Genomic DNA, 17,685 nt, shown 5'->3' on the forward strand with positions numbered 1-17,685 from the left:
CTTTAGGGTCGCCTTGCAAAAGCGTGCGGCCCGCGCCGCGCGAGTCAGACGCCTCCTCAACACTTGCCACTGGCGGCGAGCACACGCGCTACCGGTGCGAAGCTTCTGCGGTGTTCCGGACAGGCGCCGTGACGGCGCAATGCTTGCAGATGATCTTTGGTGGGATAGCCCTTGTGCCGTGCGAATCCATAGACCGGATAGAGACGGTCCAGATGTGCCAACGCCCGGTCGCGCGCGACCTTGGCCAGGATGGAGGCGGCGGAGATCTCGGCTACCGTGTCATCCCCTGCGACGATGGTTTCCACGCAGGCGGCAAACCCCGCTGGCAGCACGGGCGCGCGATTGCCGTCCACGCGCACGTGGGTGGGCGCCACGGGCAGGCAGGCCAATGCCCGCTGCATGGCCAACAGGCTTGCCTGCAGGATGTCGAGGCGATCGATTTCCCAGGCCTCGGCGCGGGCGACGGCCCAAGCCAGGGCATGGCGAGTGATGTCGCGATAGAGGGACTCGCGGCGCGCCGGCGTGAGTTTCTTGGAATCCTTGAGCCCCGCGAGGGGACGTCTGGGATCGAGAATGACCGCCGCGGCATAGACAGGTCCCGCCAGGGGTCCCCTGCCCGCCTCGTCCACGCCGCATACCAGCAGCCGTTCAGCCACGCTGCCCTTCCAGGAAGGTGGCGATGGTGGCCGCTACCTGCTCTGCATTGGAGCGACGCATCAGCTCGTGCATGCGCAAAAACTCTGCCTCCAGCCCCGCGCTGAAGCGGGAATGGGCAAGCAGGTTGCATACCGCCTGGGCGAGATTTTCCGGCGTGGCGTCATTCTGTAGCAGCTCGGGTACCACGAACCGACCCGCGAGGACGTTGGGCAGCCCCACGTAGGGCAGATAGCGCCGCGGCCACATGAGACGATAGGTGAGCGTGGGCACGCGGTAGGTGATCACCATGGGACGTTTCACCAATGCTGCCTCCAGGGTTGCCGTACCGGACGCCACAAGCACTGCGTTGGCTGCGGTCATCGCAGCGTGGGCGTGACCGAACAGCATGCGTAGCGGGAGATCCTGGGCCTGTTGGGCATAAAGGGCGGCCTCGAAGCGATCCCGTGTCTCGCGCGTGACCAGTGGGACCAGGAAAGACACACCGGGCCGCAGGCGCAGGATCGCCTGTGCGGTCTTGACGAAGAGGTCGGCCATCAACGCCAGTTCGCTTTGCCGGCTGCCCGGCAGGAGGGCCACGATTTCTCCTTCCGGCGGCAGCCGCAGAGCCTCACGGGCCGCTGCCCGATCGGGCACGAGGGGCAGTAAGTCCGCCAAGGGATGACCGACATAGGTGGCAGGAATGCCCGCCGCTTCGTAGATGGGCGGCTCAAAGGGAAACAATAGCAGCATGTGGGAGACCGCCCGCCGAATTTTGCGCAGGCGCCCCGCGCGCCAGGCCCACACCGAGGGGCCGACGTACTGGAAGGTCGGAATGCCTGCGGCCTTGAGGACGCGCGCCAGCCCTAGATTGAAATCGGGCGCATCCACCCCGATGAAGAGATGCGGCCGGTTAGCGAGGAAATGCCGGCGCAGACGGCGTCGGATGCGCAGGATGGCGGGCAGATTCCTGAGGGCTTCCACGTAGCCACGCACCGCCAAGGTTTCCAGGGAAAACAGAGATCGTACGCCAGCTGCGATCATCTTTGGGCCGCCGATGCCTTCGAAGTGCGCGCCGGGCAGCCGGGACTTGAGGGCGGTGACTAGATGGCTGCCCAGCAGATCGCCGGACGCTTCTCCCGCCACGATGCCGATGCGCACCTGCTCCATGGGCCGCGCGCCGGGATTAGCGGATGATGCCGCGCGTGGAGCGGGCAAGAAAGTCCACCAGCAGCCTGACCGCCGGCTCTGCCTCGGCTTGACGGGCAAGCGCTGCTTTGGCCTCTTCCAGGGTGAGGCCGGCGCGGTAGAGTGTCTTGTAAGCCTGCTTTAGGGCCGTCAGCGTCTCGGGCGAGAAGCCGCGCCGGCGCAATCCTTCGGTGTTGAGTCCGTGCGGCTTGGCACCATCGCTACCCGCCGCCGTGACATAGGGCGGGATGTCTTTGAAGACCGTGGTGTTCACCGCCGTCATGACATGCGCGCCGATCTTGCAGAACTGGTGCACCCCAGTGAAGCCGCCCAGGATAGCGTAATCATCCACCTCCACATGGCCAGCGAGATTGGTGCAGTTGGCGAAGATGGTGTGGTTGCCGACGATGCAGTCATGGGCGATGTGCACGTAGGCCATGATCCAATTGTCACTGCCGATGCGTGTGACGCCACCACCCTGGACCGTACCCACGTTGAGGGTGGTGAACTCGCGGATGGTATTGCGGTCGCCAATTTCCAGGCGTGTGGGTTCACCTCCGTATTTCTTGTCTTGGGGAATCTCGCCGATGGAGGCGAACTGGAAGATACGGTTGTCGCGCCCGATGCGGGTATGACCGGTGATCACGGCATGCGCCCCGATGCGGGTGCCGTCGCCGATTTCCACGTGTTCGCCCACCACGGCATAGGCGCCGATCTCGACGTTCGCACCGAGACGGGCACCGGGATGAACGATAGCGGTGCGATGGATCATACGACCTTGCGCACCGTGCACATGAGTTCGGCCTCGGCAGCGACGGTATCTCCCACGCGCGCCTTGCCCGCAAACTTCCAGATCCCCTTGATGGCGCGCAGGAATTCCACTTCCAGCAGGAGCGTATCGCCAGGCCCAACCGGCCGCTTGAAGCGGGCACCGTCGATGCCTACGAAGTAATACACGGAGTCGGCATCCGGGGTCGTGTTCTCGCTCTTGAAAGAGAGAATGGCGGCCGCCTGGGCCATGGCTTCCACGATCAGTACGCCTGGAAACACCGGCCGGTTGGGAAAGTGGCCCTGGAAAAAGGGCTCATTCACACTGACGTTCTTCACCGCCACGATTCTTTTGCCGGGCTCGATCTGGTCCACGCGATCCAGCATCAGGAAGGGATAGCGATGGGGCAGATATTTCATGATCTCGTTGATGTCCATGGCACTCACGGCTGTTTCCTTTCCAGTTCCTGAATTCGCTGTTCCAATGCACGGATGCGCTGCGCCATCTCCTCGACCTGACGTAGCCGCGCCTGCATGCGCATCCACTCGCGGTGCGGCTGTGCCGACCACACGCCGGTATAGGTGCTGCCGGGCTCGGTGATGGACTTGGTGACGAAGCTGCCCACGGCGATGGTCACGTTGTCCGCAATGGTCAGATGGCCGATGATCCCCGCCGCGCCACCCACCATGCAGTGGCGGCCGATGGTGGTGCTGCCCGCCACACCCACGCAGGCGGCCATCACGGTGTGGGCACCGATGCGCACGTTGTGAGCGATCTGGATTAGGTTGTCGAGCTTGACACCCTCTTCGATCACCGTGTCATCCAGGGCACCGCGGTCGATGGTCGTGTTGGCGCCGATTTCCACGTCGTCCCCGATCACCACTCGGCCGATTTGCGGAATCTTCACCCAGTGTCCGTCTTCCGGCGCAAAACCGAAACCATCGGCACCGATCACCGCGCCGGCATGCACGATCACCCGCCTGCCGAGAATACAGCCGTGATAGATGGTGACGCCGGCATGGAGCACACAGTCCTCGCCCAGCACCACACCCTCCCCCACATGACAGCCGGCACCGATCCGGCAGCGTGCGCCGATGCGCGCGCCGCGGGCAACATGTGTTAGAGGGCCGATGGCGGCGCTGGCATCCACTTGGGCGCCATCTTCCACCACGGCGCTGGAATGGATGCCCGGCGCGAGGGCCGGTGGCGGGTTGAAGAGGGCGAGTGCCCGTGCCAAATAGGCGTAGGGGTTGGCCACGACGATGCGCGGCAGGCCTGTGGCGTCCCGGTCGCGTGGCCCGACGATCACCGCCGCGGCTTTCGTGGTGGCCAGTTGCGCGCGGTACTTGGGGTTGGTGAGAAAACTGAGCGCCTCCGGCCCCGCCTGAGCCAGGGTGGCGATTTCCCGAATGCGCACCGCGCCATCCCCCACCACCTCGCCACCGAGACGTTGGGCGATTTCGGCGAGACTGAAGCCGGGGGACGCATCGGGCATGATCGCAACGTTGCGCAAGCAGGCTGCGTCACTTGTCGGCGAGTAGCTTCAGGATCTTGTCGGTGATGTCGATGCGGTTGCTGACATACACCGCCTCCTGCAGGATGAGGTCGTATTTTTCCTTCTCCGCCAGCTCACCAATGGCCTTGTTGACGCGCTCCTGGAAGGCCGCCCGCTCTTCGTTCTGACGAATGTTGAGATCCTCCCGAAATTCGCGCTGAGCCCGCTGCAGGTCGCGATTGAGATTGGCGAGCTCGCGTTCCTTGTTGCGGCGTTCGGTCTCGCTCAGGGTGACACTCTCCTTTTCCAGATAGGCCTGCAGGTCACGAAACTGCTTGGCCATTTTCTGGATCTCGGCATCGCGTGCAGCAAATTCTTTTTCCAGTTTCTTGCTGGCGCGGATGGCGGGCGCCGACTCGCGGAAGATGCGTTCCACGTTTACGAAGCCCACCTTGAGCTCTGCCGCCATAACCGAGCCGGTGATACCTGCGGTCACCAACAGGGCGACTGCCATGATCTGCTTGACGCTTCTCATACTTCTCTCTCTAGAAAACGGAACCCAACTGGAACTGGAATACCTCGGTCTTATCATCAGGCTTGGGGTTTAAGGCCTTGGCCAGACTGAACTTGAGCGGGCCCACGGGTGACACCCAGCTCAGAGCGATACCGGCCGAATAGCGCAGATCGCCCAGGCTCACCTTGGCGTCCGGCCCATAGACGGCGCCAGCGTCGAGGAAGGCGCTTAAGCGTGCCGACTTGTCGTTTTTCAAACCCGGCAGGGGGAAGAGATATTCGGCATTGCCTATTATGCGGCGCGTGCCGCCAATGGCTTGGCCTAAGTTGTCCTTGGGCCCGATGGTGCCCGCCTTATAGCCGCGCACCGAGGTGACGCCACCCGCGTAGTAATTCTTGAAGAAGGGGAAGGGATCGCCCAGCAGGCCCTTGGCCCAGCCGACCTCGCCATTCAACAAAAGCGCCGTATCCCGCGACAGGGGTGTGAGCCATTGGTGCTGATAGGTGAGTTTCACGTAATTGAGCTCGGCGCCCGGCAGGCCGATCTCGCCCACGGCCCGTTGCAGCCTGCCTTTCATGGGATAGAGACGGCTGTCGCGGGTATCCCGCGCCCAGGAGGCATCACCGCGCAGGATGGAATAGCTGTTACCGAAGGTGGAAACGAACTGTGCATACACCGGCGAGGCCGTGGTGTCCACGGTGGACTTGGTATGTTCGTAACCGAGGCCAAAGCCGATGCTATCGGTTTCCGCGATGGGCACCCCCAGCCGCAGCCCGAGGCCCTGGCTGGAGGTCGTGTAGGTGGTGACCGACAGGGCAGTCGAGTCTACCTTGCGCGTATAGATGTCGAAGCCCAGGCTCAGGCCATCGTCGGTGTAATAGGGATTGGTGTAGGACAGGGCGTAGACCGTGTTCACCTTGCTGGTGTTGGCTTGCACCGCCAAGAAATTACCCGATCCCAGCACGTTGGCCTGGGAGACGGAGCCACTCAAAATCAGACCCTCTCCGCTGGAGAAACCGGCACCCGCCATGATGCTACCGGTGGGTTTTTCCTCCACACGCACGTTGACGTCTACCTGGTCCGTGGTGCCCGGCACGGCCGGCGTTTCGATGTTCACTTCCTTGAAATAATCCAACTTGTCGATGCGCTCTTTGGAGCGGTTGATCTTGGCAGCCGAATACCAGCCGCCCTCGATCTGGCGCATCTCGCGCCGGATCACCTCGTCACGGGTACGCGTGTTGCCCGAGATACGCACCTGGCGCACATAGACACGCCGACCGGGATCGATGAAGAAAGTAAAGGCTACTCGCTGTCGCTCCCGATCCACTTCGGGTACGGCGTTGACGTTGGCGAAGGCATACCCTTCGTTGCCCAGCCGGTCGCTGATCGCCTTGGTGGTTTCCGTGATGCGCTCGCGCGAGAACACCTCGCCACTCTTCACCTTAACCAGCTTGCGCAGTTCGTCTTCCGGAATGAGCAGCTCGCCGGCGACCTTGATGTCGGACAGGGTATAGCGTGGCCCCTCGTGAATGTTGATGGTGATGTAGATGTCTTTCTTGTCCGGGGTGATCTGCACCTGGGTGGATTCGATGGCGAAATCCATATAGCCCCGGTTGAGATAGAAGGAGCGCAGGGTCTCCAAATCACCCGCCAGTTTTTGCTTGGAATATTGATCGTTCTTGGTGTACCAGGAGAGCCAGTTGGGCGTGGAAAGATTCATCAGTTCCAGCAAGTCCTTCTCCCGGAAGGCTTGAGCACCGACGATGTTGATCTGGCGGATCTTGGCCACCTCCCCTTCCGAGATGTCGAAGCGGATCGCCACGCGATTGCGCTCCAGAGGCGTGACGGTAGTCTTGATCTCCACCCCATATTTGCCGCGCGCGAGATACTGGCGCTTGAGCTCCTGCTCGGCCTTGTCCAGCAGCGCCCGGTCGAAAATGCGCGACTCGGCCAGCCCCACTTCCTTGAGGCCGGTCTTAAGCTGGTCCTTGCTGAATTCCTTGGCACCGAAGATATCAATCTGGCCGATGGCGGGCCGTTCCTGGACCTGGACGATGAGGACACCATCCTGCACCTCCAGGCGCACGTCGCTGAAGAAACCAGTGGCGTACAGGGCCTTGATGGCGGCGGCGGATTTTTCCTCGTCGAAGGTCTCACCCACCTTCACCGGCAGATAGCTGAACACGGTTCCTGCCTCGGTGCGCTGGATGCCCTCGACGCGGATGTCTTTCACCACGAAGGGCTCGAAGGCGAATGCGGCGCGGCTCAGTCCCGCTGCCACCAGCCACACCAGGAGGGAAGGTCTCATGCGATCAGGGCCCCAGCAAGCGGTTGATGTCGTTGTAGAGGGCGAACAGCATTAGGGTGAACAGGAGCGCCATGCCGATCCTTTGCCCGAGCATGAGAATCTTCTCGGACGGTGGGCGTCCCGTGATGATTTCGCCGACATGATACAACAAATGCCCTCCATCCAGCACCGGCACCGGGAGCAGGTTGAGCACACCCAGACTCACGCTGAGCAGGGCGAGAAAGAGTAGCCAAGGCAGCCAGCCCATCTGCGCCGTCTGCCCCGCATAGTCGGCGATGGCCACCGGTCCGCTCAGATTGCGCCACGACACCTCGCCCCAGAGCATCTTCCAAAGAAGCTGCACACTCAACACCGCCCCATCCCAGGTCTTGCGCGCGCCGGCGACGAGGGCACCCAACACGCCGTGCCGCACCGTGGTGAAAGCATAGGCGCTGGCGCCGATGCGACCGATGCGCTCGTCCTGTACTGTCTCCGCACGCGGTGTGACCACGATCTCCACGTTGCGACCTTCGCGCAGTACGCGCAGAGTCAACGCCTGGCCGGGGTGGCGGCGAATCTTTTCCACCAGGGCCTGCCAGCTGTCCACCGGCTCGCCATTCACCGCCACGACCCAGTCTCCTGTTTGCAGGCCCGCGGCTGCCGCGGGTGAATCTGGCAATACCTCGCCGATGCGCGGCTGGAGAAAGCGCGCGGGGGCAAGCCCCAGACGCGTAAGAAACGCGCGCCCCTGGTCGGCCCCATCGTCGGCGGCGATGCGCAGGACATACACCGCGCGGCGGCCGTCGGCCTTGCGCACCCATACTTCTAGCTGGCTGGCGCGTCCCAGCCGGGAAAGCAGTGTCCAATGCACGTCGTCCCACACGGCCACCGGTTCACCGGCGATGACTTCCAGCGTATCGCCCTTGGTAAGCCCCGCCACGGCGGCCGGCGTCCCCGGCGCAGGCGCATCGATCACCGGGCGCAGGCCAGGCATGCCATGCAGGAACAGGCCCCAATAGATGAGTAACGCGAGCAGAAAGTTGGCCAGCGGCCCCGCGGCCACGATCACCATGCGCCGCCACACTGGCTGGCGGTTGAACGCCTGCGGCAGCGCCTCCGGTGACACCGGTCCTTCGTGCTCATCCAGCATTTTCACGTAGCCGCCGATGGGAAAGGCGGCGATCACCCATTCGGTGCCGTCCGGAAAGAAGCGGCGCGCCCAGAGGGGGCGGCCAAATCCCACCGAGAAACGCAGCACGCGCACGCCGCAGGCACGTGCCGCCAAATAATGGCCGAATTCGTGCACGACGATGAGCACCCCCAGGGTCACTAGGAACGCGATGGGCGTGATGAGGACGCTCATGTTACCTCGCTTTGCGATAGCAGCCGGCGAGCGAGGGCACGTGCCTGCGCGTCCGCCGCCAGCACCGTGTCGAGACTGTCCGCAGCTTGAACCGGCAGGCGTGCCAGCACCGTCTCGATCAAGGCCGGAATGCGCCGGAAGGGCAATGCTTCCGCAAGAAAGGCCTCCACTGCGATTTCGTTGGCGGCATTGAGCACCGCGGGGGCCGTACCCCCCGCCCGTAGCGCCTGGTAAGCAAGGTTTAGACAGGGAAAGCGGTCAGGATCGGGCGCTTCGAAGGTAAGCCGCGCCACGCGGAACAGATCGAGCGCTTCCACTCCGCTGTCGATGCGTTCCGGGTAGCCGAGCGCGTGGGCAATGGGCGTGCGCATGTCCGGATTGCTAAGCTGCGCCAGCACCGAACCATCCACGTATTCCACCATGGAATGGATCACGCTCTGGGGATGGATCACCACCTGGATCTGCTCTGGCTGGGCGTCGAACAGCCAGTAAGCCTCGATCACCTCCAGCCCCTTGTTCATCATGGTGGCCGAATCCACGGAAATCTTGCGACCCATCACCCAGTTGGGATGGGCGCAGGCCTCGGCCGGCGTGACGCCCTCCAGAGATTCCGGCGCGCGCGTGCGAAACGGCCCGCCGGAGGCGGTGAGCAGGATGCGCCGCACGCCCCGCGCCGCAAGTCCCCTGCCGTCCCCTGGCAGGCACTGGAAGACGGCGTTGTGCTCGCTGTCGATGGGCAACAATTCGGCACCGTTGGCCTTGACTGCCTCCATGAACAGCGCTCCCGACATCACCAACGCCTCCTTGTTCGCAAGCAGGATGCGTTTGCCGGCCTGCGCCGCTGCCAGGGTGGGCACCAGCCCGGCAGCGCCGACGATGGCGGCCATGACCGTGTCCACCTCCGGCGCGCTGGCAACCTGCGCCAGCGCCGCCTCGCCCGCCAGCACCTGGGTGGGGAGGTCTTCCTCTCGTAGCGCTTGTGCCAATGCCTCGGCGGCCTGTCTGTCGGTCAGCACCGCATAGACGGGGCGAAAGCGCCGACACTGTTCCATCAGTCGCTGCCACTGTGCCTGCGCCGTCAGGGCGAATGCTTGGAAGCGGTCGGGATGGCGCGCCACCACGTCCAGCGTGCTGGTACCGATGGAGCCGGTGGAGCCGAGGATGGTCAGTCGCCGCATGGTGTCCCCGTCAATTGCCCAGGCGCCCCAGGTAGGCGAAAGCGAGCAGCAGAAACACGGGTAGCGCGGCGGTCTGGCTGTCGATGCGATCTAGCACGCCACCATGACCCGGGATGAGGTGGCTGCTGTCTTTCACGCCCGCCACGCGCTTGATGTGGGATTCGAACAAATCGCCTTCCACACTCACCGCCACCAGGAACACGCAGGCCGCGACCAGGACCGGCGCCGACACCCGATGCCCTGCCAGGAGCAGATTGGGACTCGACACCCCCACCAACCATGCCAGGAGCATGCCCGCCAGCACGGCGCCGAGCACGCCTTCCCACGTCTTGCCGGGACTGATGAGGGGCGCGAGCTTGTGGCGTCCAAAGCGGTGGCCCGCGAAATAAGCGGCACTGTCCGCAAGCCAGATCAGGCCCATGATGAACAAGACCAGACCCGGCCCGACCAAGCGCAACTCCAGCATGGCCACCCAGGTGGGCAAAAGCAGCAACCAGCCGGTGAGCGCACGCACAGGCCACGCCTGCCCGCGCCAGCCAAGCGCGAGCCAGAAGGGAACGACCGCGAGCCAGAACAGGGTGGCCGCGACTGCCAGCCAACCGGTGAGGGTGGGGCCGGTTTCCAGCAACCGGTAGCAGCCAAAGAGAATCAGCGTCGTCAGCGCAAGATAGGCCCATGCGCCGCGGCCCGCAAAGCCGGACAGACGTGCCCATTCATGCGCGGCGAGCAGGACCACGATGCCCAGCAGCACCGCCCATGCCCATTGCGGCAACAGAAACAGCGCCGCCAGGAATAACGGGATCAAGATCAGCGCGACGAGCAGCCGCTGCCTAAGCATTTTCCTCAAGCTGCTCGCTGGTGCGGCCGAAACGTCGCTCCCGCCTCTGGAAAGAGGCGATGGCCGCATCGAAGGCCTTGGCGTCGAAATCGGGCCAGAGTGTATCGGTGAAGTAGAGCTCGGTATAGGCGAGCTGCCAGAGCAGGAAGTTGCTGATGCGCTGCTCGCCACCGGTACGGATGAAGAGATCCGGCTCCGGCGCATCCGACAGGCATAGGTAGGGGGCGAGCTCCTCCTCGCCGAAGCCGTGCATCAGTTCTGGACGTTCGGCCAGCATGCGGTTGGCGGCTTGCAGGATGTCCCAGCGTCCACCATAGTTGGCGGCAATGGTCAGCGTGAGTCGGTTGTTGCCGGCCGTGAGGGCCTCGGCATCGGCGATGAGTTTCTGCAGGCGTGGGTCGAAGCGGGACACGTCGCCAATGAGGCGGAAGCGAATCCCGTTCTCGTGCAGCTTGGCCACTTCCTGCTCCAGAGCGACCACGAACAGCTGCATGAGCAGGGAGACTTCCTCTGGCGGTCGACGCCAGTTCTCGCTGCTGAAGGCGAACAGGGTGAGATATTGCACGCCGCGCTCGATGCAGGCACGAATGATTTCGCGCACCGTCTCCACACCCTTGCGATGCCCCGCCACGCGCGGCAGCCTGCGATTCTTGGCCCAACGACCATTGCCATCCATGATGATGGCCACATGGCGCGGCACGCGACTGGGCTCCGGGATGCCGCGAGTAGAGCTGCGCAAGAGGGACACGGGCCCGCCTCAGATCGCCAGCAGATCGGCTTCTTTGGCGTTAAGCAGTTTGTCGATTTCCGCCACGAAGCGGTCGGTGAGCTTTTGTACCTCGTCTTCTGCCCGCCGTGCCTCGTCCTCGCTGATCTCTTTGTCCTTGACCATCTCCTTGAGCGTATTGTTGGCGTCTCGGCGCGCGTTGCGTACCGCCACCTTTGCCGTCTCACCCTCGTGCTTGACGACCTTGATCAGTTCCCGGCGCCGCTCTTCCGTGAGGGGTGGCATGGGCACCCGGATCATGTCACCCTGGGAAGCGGGATTGAGCCCCAAGTCGGATTCGCGGATCGCCTTCTCCACCACCGGCAGCATCTTTTTCTCCCAGGGTGTGACGCCGATGGTGCGAGCATCTACCAGGGTGACATTGGCAACCTGGTTTATCGGCACCAGGCTGCCGTAGTAGTCCACCATGATGTGATCCAGCAACCCGGTGTGGGCGCGGCCGGTGCGCACCTTGCCGAGATCGGACTTGAGCGCCTCGATGGCCTTTTGCATCTTCTGTTCGGCTTGTTTCTTCACTTCGGCAACGGAACTCATGTCTGCAATCCCTTTCGATCGATGGTTCAGCTCACGGTGACCAGCGTGCCCTCGTCCTCGCCGCGCACCACGCGTTCCAACGCGCCGGGCTTGAAGATGCTGAACACGCACACCGGCAGCTTCTGCTCTCGGCACAGGGCGAAGGCGGTCGCATCCATCACGCCGAGATTGCGGCCAATGGCCTCGTCAAAGGTGAGCGTGCGGTAACGGTTGGCATGCGGATCTTTCTTAGGATCCGCGCTATAGACGCCGTCCACCTTGGTGGCTTTCAGAACGATGTCGGCAGCCATTTCCGCGCCCCGTAGAGCGGCGGCAGTGTCAGTGGTGAAGAAGGGATTGCCGGTACCGGCAGCAAAGATCACCACCTTGCCCTCCTCCAGGTAACGCAGGGCCTTGCCGCGAATGTAGGGTTCGGCCACCTGCTCGATGGTGAGGGCCGACTGCACGCGGCAGTCCACCCCCGAGCGGCGCAACGCGTCTTGTAATGCCAAGGCATTGATCACCGTGGCCAGCATGCCCATGTAATCCGCCTGGGCGCGGTCCATGCCCGCCGCTCCCGCCGAAACGCCACGAAAAATGTTGCCGCCGCCGATGACGATACCGATCTGCACCCCCAAAGCGGCGGTGCGCGCCACCTGGGCGGCCATGCCGTCCAGGGTCACGCGATCGATGCCGTAGCTGCCCTCGCCCATCAGCGCCTCGCCGGAGAGCTTGAGCAGGATACGCCGATAGCGCAGCGCCATGGGCTCAGACTTTCGCCGCGGCCGCCACCTCAGCCGCGTAGTCCACGACCTTCTTCTCGATCCCCTCGCCGACGATGAAGAGGGTGAAACTATTCACGGTGGCACCCTTGGACTTGAGCAGCGCTTCCACGCTCTGATCCGGATTCTTGACGAAGGGCTGCCCGAGCAGGGTCACTTCCGCCAGAAACTTGGCTACGCTGCCTTCCACGATTTTATCCACGATGTTGGCCGGCTTGCCTGATTCCAGCGCTCGCGCTTTGGCGATTTCGCGCTCGCGCTCGATGGTCTCGGCCGGCACCTGCTCCTTGGACACGGCGATGGGCTTGGATGCCGCCACGTGCATGGCGATGTCCTTGCCCAGGGTCTCGTCGCCGCCGTTAAGGTCCACCATCACGCCGATGCGATTGCCGTGGAGATACACGGACAGGCGGCCGGAGGTGGCGAAACGGGCGATGCGGCGGATAGCCATGTTCTCGCCCAGCTTCATGATCAGCGCCTGCCGCGCTTCCTCGACGGTCTGACCGGAAGCCATCTTCAGCTTGGACAATGCTTCCACGTCGGCGGGATCGTGCTCCGCCACCAGTTGGGCGCACGCCTTGGCAAAGTTGAGGAATTCCTCGTTCTTGGCCACGAAGTCGGTCTCGCAATTGACCTCCACCAATGCGCCGATCTTACCGTCCGGGCTGACGTAGCTACCGATCACGCCTTCCGCGGCGATACGGCCCGCTGCCTTGGAGGCCTTGGCGCCGCTTTTGATGCGCAGCAGGTCCTCGGCCTTGTTCATGTCGCCATTGGCCTCGGTGAGCGCCTTCTTGCATTCCATCATGCCGAGCCCGGTTCGCTCGCGCAGTTCCTTCACCATGCTTGCGGTGATTTCAGCCATTGTGTACTCCTAAAAACAGATTCGATGGGGAGAAGGTCCGCGTGAAACGACAAAGGGGCTTGCGCCCCTTTGTTTCAGACGGCGGGCTGTTCCGCGTCGGCGACCTCAATGAATTCCTCGCCACCGACGATTTCACTGATGATCTGCGCCTTGCCCTCCAGCACCGCATCGGCCAGGCCGCGGGCGTAGAGCCGGATGGCGCGGCTAGAGTCGTCGTTGCCCGGGATGACGTAGTCCACGCCATCGGGTGAGCAGTTGGTATCCACCACGGCCACCACTGGAATACCCAGCTTGCGCGCCTCCGTCACGGCGCCCTTGTGATAGCCCACGTCGATGACGAACAAGGCGTCTGGCAGGCTGCTCATGTCCTGGATGCCGCCCAGGCTGCGCTCCAGCTTTTCCAGCTCGCGCCGGTAACCCAACGCTTCCTTCTTGGCCATCTTGTCCAGGGTACCGTCCTCGGCCATTTGCTGCATCTCACGCAAGCGCTTCACCGACTGCTTGACGGTCTTGAAGTTGGTCAGCATGCCGCCCAGCCAGCGATGGTTGACGAAGGGCATGCCGGCACGGCTGGCCTCTTCGGCGATGATCTCCCGCCCCTGGCGCTTGGTGCAGACGAACAGGATGGTCCCCTTGTTGGCCGCCAGCTGGCGCACGAACTTGAGCGCCTCCTCGTATAGGGGCAGGGTCTTTTCCAGATTGATGATGTGGATCTTGTTCCGCTCCCCGAAAATGTAGGGAGCCATCTTGGGGTTCCAGTAGCGGGTCTGGTGGCCGAAATGGACACCCGCTTCCAGCATCTGACGCATGGTAACGGACATGGGAATACTCCTAAGCCAAAGGGTTGAGCCTCCACCCGCCGGGCCGACACCGGCGACATGCGCCGGCACCCTTCTGGCCCGCCGCAACGTATGCGACGACGGCAGGTGTGGGAATTTTCGCGACCGGGGCCCTCCCCAGCCTAGCGAAGCCGCGCATTATAGCGGGGGTGAGCTAATTCATTCAAGAGAAAGCGCATTTTTTGGCATCGCGGACCCCGGGACGGTATAATCAAGCACTTTCGTCAACTATTCGTCCGTTCATGCCCATCACCATCAAGAACCCCGAGGAAATCGAAAAAATGCGCATTGCCGGCCGGCTGGCCTCGGAGGTGCTGGATTACATCGCGCCCTTTATCAAACCTGGGGTCACCACGGGGGAGATCGACCGCCTATGCCATGATTACATGGTGAACGTGCAGGGCACCATTCCTGCGCCACTCAACTACGCGCCGCCGGGTTATCCGCCCTATCCTGCCTCCGTCTGTACCTCGGTCAACCACGTGATCTGCCACGGCGTGCCCTCGGACAGCAAAAAGCTCAAGAGCGGAGACATTATCAACGTGGACGTCACCGTCATCAAAGACGGTTTCCACGGCGATACCAGCCGCATGTTCTACGTGGGCGAACCTTCCATCCTGGCGCGCCGCTTGTGCGAGGTGGCCTTCGAATGCATGTGGCTGGGCATCGAGGAAGTGGCGCCGGGCAAGCATCTGGGCGACATCGGCCATGCCATTCAGAACCATGCCCAGGCCCACGGTTTTTCAGTGGTGCGGGAATTCTGCGGCCATGGCATCGGCCGCAATTTCCACGAGGAACCTCAGGTGCTGCATTACGGCAAGCCCCATACCGGCGTGGAATTGAAACCCGGCATGACCTTCACCATCGAGCCGATGATCAATGCCGGCAAGCGCGACATCCGCCAGCTCGCCGACGGTTGGACCATCGTCACCAAGGACCACAGCCTGTCCGCCCAGTGGGAGCACACTGTGCTGGTCACCGAAACCGGCTACGAGGTGCTCACGGTCTCCGCCGGTGCGCCCGCCAAGCCGGCGCGCCTGTCCCGTGTCGCGGTCTGAGCCCTTTCCTTTCCTTCCGGTGAATCTGTCGGCGCTGCGTGCGGACCTCAAGCAAGGGCGCACGCGACTCGCCGCGACCTATCAGGGCCGACCCGGTGCTTACCTGCGCGCCCACAGCGACCTGCTCGATGCGGTGCTAATCCGCCTCTGGCAAGCCGCTGCCCCGCCCCGTGAAACGGCGCTGGTGGCGGTGGGCGGCTTCGGGCGCCGGGAACAATTTCCCCATTCGGATGTGGACCTCTTGATCCTGCTCCACGAGGAACCGGGTGCGCGCCTGACCGCCGCTCTAGAGCGGCTGGTGGGCGGTTTCTGGGACGTTGGACTCGAAGTAGGCCACAGCGTGCGCACCATCGCCTCCTGCCTGGAGGAAGCAAGACGGGACGTGACCGTGGCGACCAATCTCTTGGAAGCGCGCCGCATCACGGGTTCACGCCGCCTCTTTTCAAACTTACGGCAGGCCTTTCGTGAGGCCTTGGACGTGCCAGGCTTCGTGTCGTCCAAAGTGCTGGAACAACAGCAGCGCCATACCCGTTTCCAGGACAGCGCCTATAACCTGGAACCCAATGTCAAGGAAAGCCCCGGGGGCCTGAGAGATCTGCAGAACTGCCTCTGGATCGCTCGCGCCTTGGGCATGGGCGGTGGCTGGCACGGCCTGGCTCGCGCCGGTCTGCTGAGTCGCAGCGAGGTACGCCGGATCATGAGCCTTCAGACACGCCTGCAAGATCTACGCATCCGTCTGCACCGCCTCGCGGGACGGCGCGAGGACCGTCTGCTGTTCGATTACCAGGAGACTCTTGCCAGCGAGCTGGCTTGCCAGCCGCGTGGCGGGCGCGCCGCCAGCGATGTCTTCATGCAGCGCTACTATCGCACCGCCAAGGAAGTGCGTCTTTTCAACCACGCGTTGCTGATCGGCCTGTCCGAGCGGCTGGAACCACGGCTGGGCGAGCCGGCACTGATCAACGCCCATTTCTCCCATCGCCGCGGCTTGCTGGAAATCAACGCGCCGGACGTATTCGAGCGCCATCCCGCGGCGATTCTGGATGCCTTTCTACTGTTGCAGCAACGCACCGATCTCGTCGATCTCAGCCCGGCCACGGTGCGTGCCCTGGTGCGGGCCGTTCCCCGCATAGATGCCGCCTTCCGGCGGGTACCGGAAAACCGGGCCCGTTTCCTTGCCATGTTGCGCGCCCCCCGCGGCCTGACCCATGCACTCCGGCGGATGAATCTGTACGGCGTGTTGGGGCGTTACTTGCCGGTGTTTGGCCGCGTCGTAGGCCAAATGCAGCACGACCTGTTCCACGTCTATACGGTTGACGAACACATCCTCATGGTGGTGCGCAACCTGCGCCGCTTCACCCTGCCCGAATACGCCCACGAATATCCCCTCTGCTCGCGCCTGATCGCCAACTTCGAGCGCCAGGAGGTGCTCTATATCGCGGCCCTGTTCCATGACATTGCCAAGGGGCGGGGTGGAGATCACTCCATCCTGGGGGCGCGCGAAGCACGGCGGTTCTGCCGGGACCATGGCTTATCGGAGGAAGATACCGAACTGGTGGTTTGGCTGGTAGCCGAACATCTGACCATGTCCACCACCGCCCAGAAACAGGATTTGTCCGACCCCGCGGTGATCGCCGCCTTCGCCGCGCGGGTCAAGACGCAGCGCCGGCTCACGGCCCTGTATCTGCTCACCGTGGCCGACATCCGCGGCACCAGCCCCAAGGTGTGGAACGCGTGGAAAGGCAAGCTCTTGGAGGAGTTGTTCCGCGCCACTGAGCGCAATCTGAGCGGCGGCATGGTGAGCCGGGATGTGCAGATGGAGCTGCGCCGGCGGGAAGCGTTGCGGTTGCTGGCGCGGGCGGCCGTGCCGCCGGAAGTGCCCCAGGAAGTATGGCCGCAGCTGGGGGAGAACTATTTCCTGCGCCATGGCGCGCAGGAAATCGCTTGGCATACCCGCATGCTGGCCCGCGCCCTTTACAGCGCAACGCCGCTGGTGCGCGCCCGCGCCGCCCCTCACGGAGAAGGCATCCAGGTGATGATCTACACCCCTGACCGGGAAGATTTATTCGCCCGCATCTGCGCCTTCTTCGAGCGCATGAACTTTAACGTGGTGGAAGCAAGGATCCATACCACGCCTCACGGCTATGCCCTGGACACCTTCCTCATCCTCGACCTGGGCGGCATAAGCGCAAGCTACCGCGACCTGTTACCTTTCATCGAGTTCGAGTTGGCAGCCCGCCTGGCGTCTTCCGCGCCACCGGAGCCGCCGCTGGCGGGGCGTGTCAGCCGCCTGGTGCGCCATTTCCCCATCGAGCCGCGGGTGAGCATTGCACCGGATGAGCGCGGCCAATATCACGTGCTGTCGGTGACGGCGGGCGACCGTCCTGGCCTCTTGTCGCGTATCGCCCAGGTGCTGTTCCACCACGGTATTCGACTACACATGGCCAAGATCACCACCCTGGGTGAGCGCGCGGAGGATACCTTCCTGGTGCGGGCCGATGACGAACGGCTCGACCACCCACGGCAAGTGGTGCAACTGCAGGCCGATCTGATCGCCGCCCTGCGCGGCTGAGGCGCCC

General features: G+C 63.5%; 17 protein-coding genes. 2 read left to right on the top strand and 15 right to left on the bottom strand.

Annotated elements, in window-relative coordinates:
- Nucleotides 1-56: 56 nt before the first annotated feature.
- The 15 genes from rnhB to rpsB form a co-directional block, all read right to left on the bottom strand.
- On the bottom strand, nucleotides 57-656 hold the full coding sequence (gene rnhB / locus V6E02_RS00395; protein WP_347306053.1) for a ribonuclease HII: 600 nt from the start codon (nucleotides 654-656) through the stop codon (nucleotides 57-59).
- Entirely contained in the window at nucleotides 649-1,803 is a 1,155-nt protein-coding gene (gene lpxB, locus V6E02_RS00400; RefSeq protein ID WP_347306055.1) for a lipid-A-disaccharide synthase, read from the bottom strand. Before lpxB ends, rnhB begins: the two co-directional genes overlap by 8 nt.
- A gap of 16 nt (nucleotides 1,804-1,819) precedes the next feature.
- Nucleotides 1,820-2,593, bottom strand: coding sequence for an acyl-ACP--UDP-N-acetylglucosamine O-acyltransferase (lpxA, locus tag V6E02_RS00405; protein WP_347306057.1), 774 nt, complete (start codon nucleotides 2,591-2,593; stop codon nucleotides 1,820-1,822).
- Nucleotides 2,590-3,027 (bottom strand): 3-hydroxyacyl-ACP dehydratase FabZ, encoded by a 438-nt coding sequence (gene fabZ / locus V6E02_RS00410; protein WP_347307074.1) that lies wholly within the window; start codon nucleotides 3,025-3,027, stop codon nucleotides 2,590-2,592. Before fabZ ends, lpxA begins: the two co-directional genes overlap by 4 nt.
- Nucleotides 3,028-3,032: 5 nt before the next feature.
- Nucleotides 3,033-4,085: a UDP-3-O-(3-hydroxymyristoyl)glucosamine N-acyltransferase gene (gene lpxD / locus V6E02_RS00415; protein ID WP_347306058.1), complete on the bottom strand. Its 1,053-nt coding sequence runs from the start codon at nucleotides 4,083-4,085 to the stop codon at nucleotides 3,033-3,035.
- A gap of 28 nt (nucleotides 4,086-4,113) precedes the next feature.
- A complete protein-coding gene (locus V6E02_RS00420) occupies nucleotides 4,114-4,620 on the bottom strand; it encodes an OmpH/Skp family outer membrane protein (protein WP_347306059.1) in 507 nt (168 codons plus the stop codon).
- Nucleotides 4,621-4,630: 10 nt separating this feature from the next.
- Entirely contained in the window at nucleotides 4,631-6,907 is a 2,277-nt protein-coding gene (gene bamA / locus V6E02_RS00425) for an outer membrane protein assembly factor BamA (protein ID WP_347306061.1), read from the bottom strand.
- Between the two features lie 4 nt (nucleotides 6,908-6,911).
- The gene (gene rseP / locus V6E02_RS00430) at nucleotides 6,912-8,249 is read right to left on the bottom strand and encodes an RIP metalloprotease RseP (RefSeq protein ID WP_347306063.1); all 1,338 of its coding nucleotides are present in this window, start codon (nucleotides 8,247-8,249) and stop codon (nucleotides 6,912-6,914) included.
- Complete coding sequence (gene ispC / locus V6E02_RS00435) at nucleotides 8,246-9,427, bottom strand: 1-deoxy-D-xylulose-5-phosphate reductoisomerase (protein ID WP_347306065.1); 1,182 nt, start codon at nucleotides 9,425-9,427, stop codon at nucleotides 8,246-8,248. Before ispC ends, rseP begins: the two co-directional genes overlap by 4 nt.
- Nucleotides 9,428-9,437: 10 nt before the next feature.
- Entirely contained in the window at nucleotides 9,438-10,265 is an 828-nt protein-coding gene (locus V6E02_RS00440) for a phosphatidate cytidylyltransferase (protein ID WP_347306067.1), read from the bottom strand.
- Nucleotides 10,258-11,013, bottom strand: coding sequence for a polyprenyl diphosphate synthase (gene uppS, locus V6E02_RS00445; protein ID WP_347306069.1), 756 nt, complete (start codon nucleotides 11,011-11,013; stop codon nucleotides 10,258-10,260). Before uppS ends, V6E02_RS00440 begins: the two co-directional genes overlap by 8 nt.
- A 9-nt stretch (nucleotides 11,014-11,022) precedes the next feature.
- Complete coding sequence (gene frr, locus V6E02_RS00450) at nucleotides 11,023-11,586, bottom strand: ribosome recycling factor (RefSeq protein WP_347306071.1); 564 nt, start codon at nucleotides 11,584-11,586, stop codon at nucleotides 11,023-11,025.
- Between the two features lie 26 nt (nucleotides 11,587-11,612).
- Nucleotides 11,613-12,329: a UMP kinase gene (gene pyrH, locus V6E02_RS00455; protein WP_347306073.1), complete on the bottom strand. Its 717-nt coding sequence runs from the start codon at nucleotides 12,327-12,329 to the stop codon at nucleotides 11,613-11,615.
- A 4-nt stretch (nucleotides 12,330-12,333) separates the two neighbouring features.
- Nucleotides 12,334-13,212 (bottom strand): translation elongation factor Ts, encoded by an 879-nt coding sequence (gene tsf / locus V6E02_RS00460; RefSeq protein WP_347306075.1) that lies wholly within the window; start codon nucleotides 13,210-13,212, stop codon nucleotides 12,334-12,336.
- A 74-nt stretch (nucleotides 13,213-13,286) separates the two neighbouring features.
- On the bottom strand, nucleotides 13,287-14,033 hold the full coding sequence (gene rpsB, locus V6E02_RS00465; protein WP_347306077.1) for a 30S ribosomal protein S2: 747 nt from the start codon (nucleotides 14,031-14,033) through the stop codon (nucleotides 13,287-13,289).
- A gap of 260 nt (nucleotides 14,034-14,293) precedes the next feature.
- Between rpsB and map the strand changes: the two genes are divergently transcribed.
- Together map and V6E02_RS00475 are read left to right on the top strand one after the other, a co-directional pair.
- Nucleotides 14,294-15,109: a type I methionyl aminopeptidase gene (map, locus tag V6E02_RS00470; protein ID WP_347306079.1), complete on the top strand. Its 816-nt coding sequence runs from the start codon at nucleotides 14,294-14,296 to the stop codon at nucleotides 15,107-15,109.
- On the top strand, nucleotides 15,096-17,678 hold the full coding sequence (locus tag V6E02_RS00475) for a [protein-PII] uridylyltransferase (protein WP_347306081.1): 2,583 nt from the start codon (nucleotides 15,096-15,098) through the stop codon (nucleotides 17,676-17,678). The genes map and V6E02_RS00475 overlap by 14 nt, the downstream gene beginning before the upstream one ends.
- The last annotated feature ends 7 nt before the right edge of the window (nucleotides 17,679-17,685 follow it).

Origin of the sequence: Thiobacter sp. AK1 (assembly GCF_039822265.1) — a bacterium.
Classification (GTDB): domain Bacteria; phylum Pseudomonadota; class Gammaproteobacteria; order Burkholderiales; family Thiobacteraceae; genus Thiobacter; species Thiobacter aerophilum.

Bases quoted from the DNA above. Each gene is read 5' to 3' on its own strand.
- rseP (WP_347306063.1), bottom strand. From the start codon at position 8,249: ATGAGCGTCCTCATCACGCCCATCGCGTTCCTAGTGACCCTGGGGGTG.
- lpxA (WP_347306057.1), bottom strand. From the start codon at position 2,593: ATGATCCATCGCACCGCTATCGTTCATCCCGGTGCCCGTCTCGGTGCG.
- rpsB (WP_347306077.1), bottom strand. From the start codon at position 14,033: ATGTCCGTTACCATGCGTCAGATGCTGGAAGCGGGTGTCCATTTCGGC.
- lpxD (WP_347306058.1), bottom strand. From the start codon at position 4,085: ATGCCCGATGCGTCCCCCGGCTTCAGTCTCGCCGAAATCGCCCAACGT.
- tsf (WP_347306075.1), bottom strand. From the start codon at position 13,212: ATGGCTGAAATCACCGCAAGCATGGTGAAGGAACTGCGCGAGCGAACC.
- fabZ (WP_347307074.1), bottom strand. From the start codon at position 3,027: ATGGACATCAACGAGATCATGAAATATCTGCCCCATCGCTATCCCTTC.
- map (WP_347306079.1), top strand. From the start codon at position 14,294: ATGCCCATCACCATCAAGAACCCCGAGGAAATCGAAAAAATGCGCATT.
- ispC (WP_347306065.1), bottom strand. From the start codon at position 9,427: ATGCGGCGACTGACCATCCTCGGCTCCACCGGCTCCATCGGTACCAGC.
- bamA (WP_347306061.1), bottom strand. From the start codon at position 6,907: ATGAGACCTTCCCTCCTGGTGTGGCTGGTGGCAGCGGGACTGAGCCGC.
- V6E02_RS00420 (WP_347306059.1), bottom strand. From the start codon at position 4,620: ATGAGAAGCGTCAAGCAGATCATGGCAGTCGCCCTGTTGGTGACCGCA.
- pyrH (WP_347306073.1), bottom strand. From the start codon at position 12,329: ATGGCGCTGCGCTATCGGCGTATCCTGCTCAAGCTCTCCGGCGAGGCG.
- V6E02_RS00440 (WP_347306067.1), bottom strand. From the start codon at position 10,265: ATGCTTAGGCAGCGGCTGCTCGTCGCGCTGATCTTGATCCCGTTATTC.
- frr (WP_347306071.1), bottom strand. From the start codon at position 11,586: ATGAGTTCCGTTGCCGAAGTGAAGAAACAAGCCGAACAGAAGATGCAA.
- lpxB (WP_347306055.1), bottom strand. From the start codon at position 1,803: ATGGAGCAGGTGCGCATCGGCATCGTGGCGGGAGAAGCGTCCGGCGAT.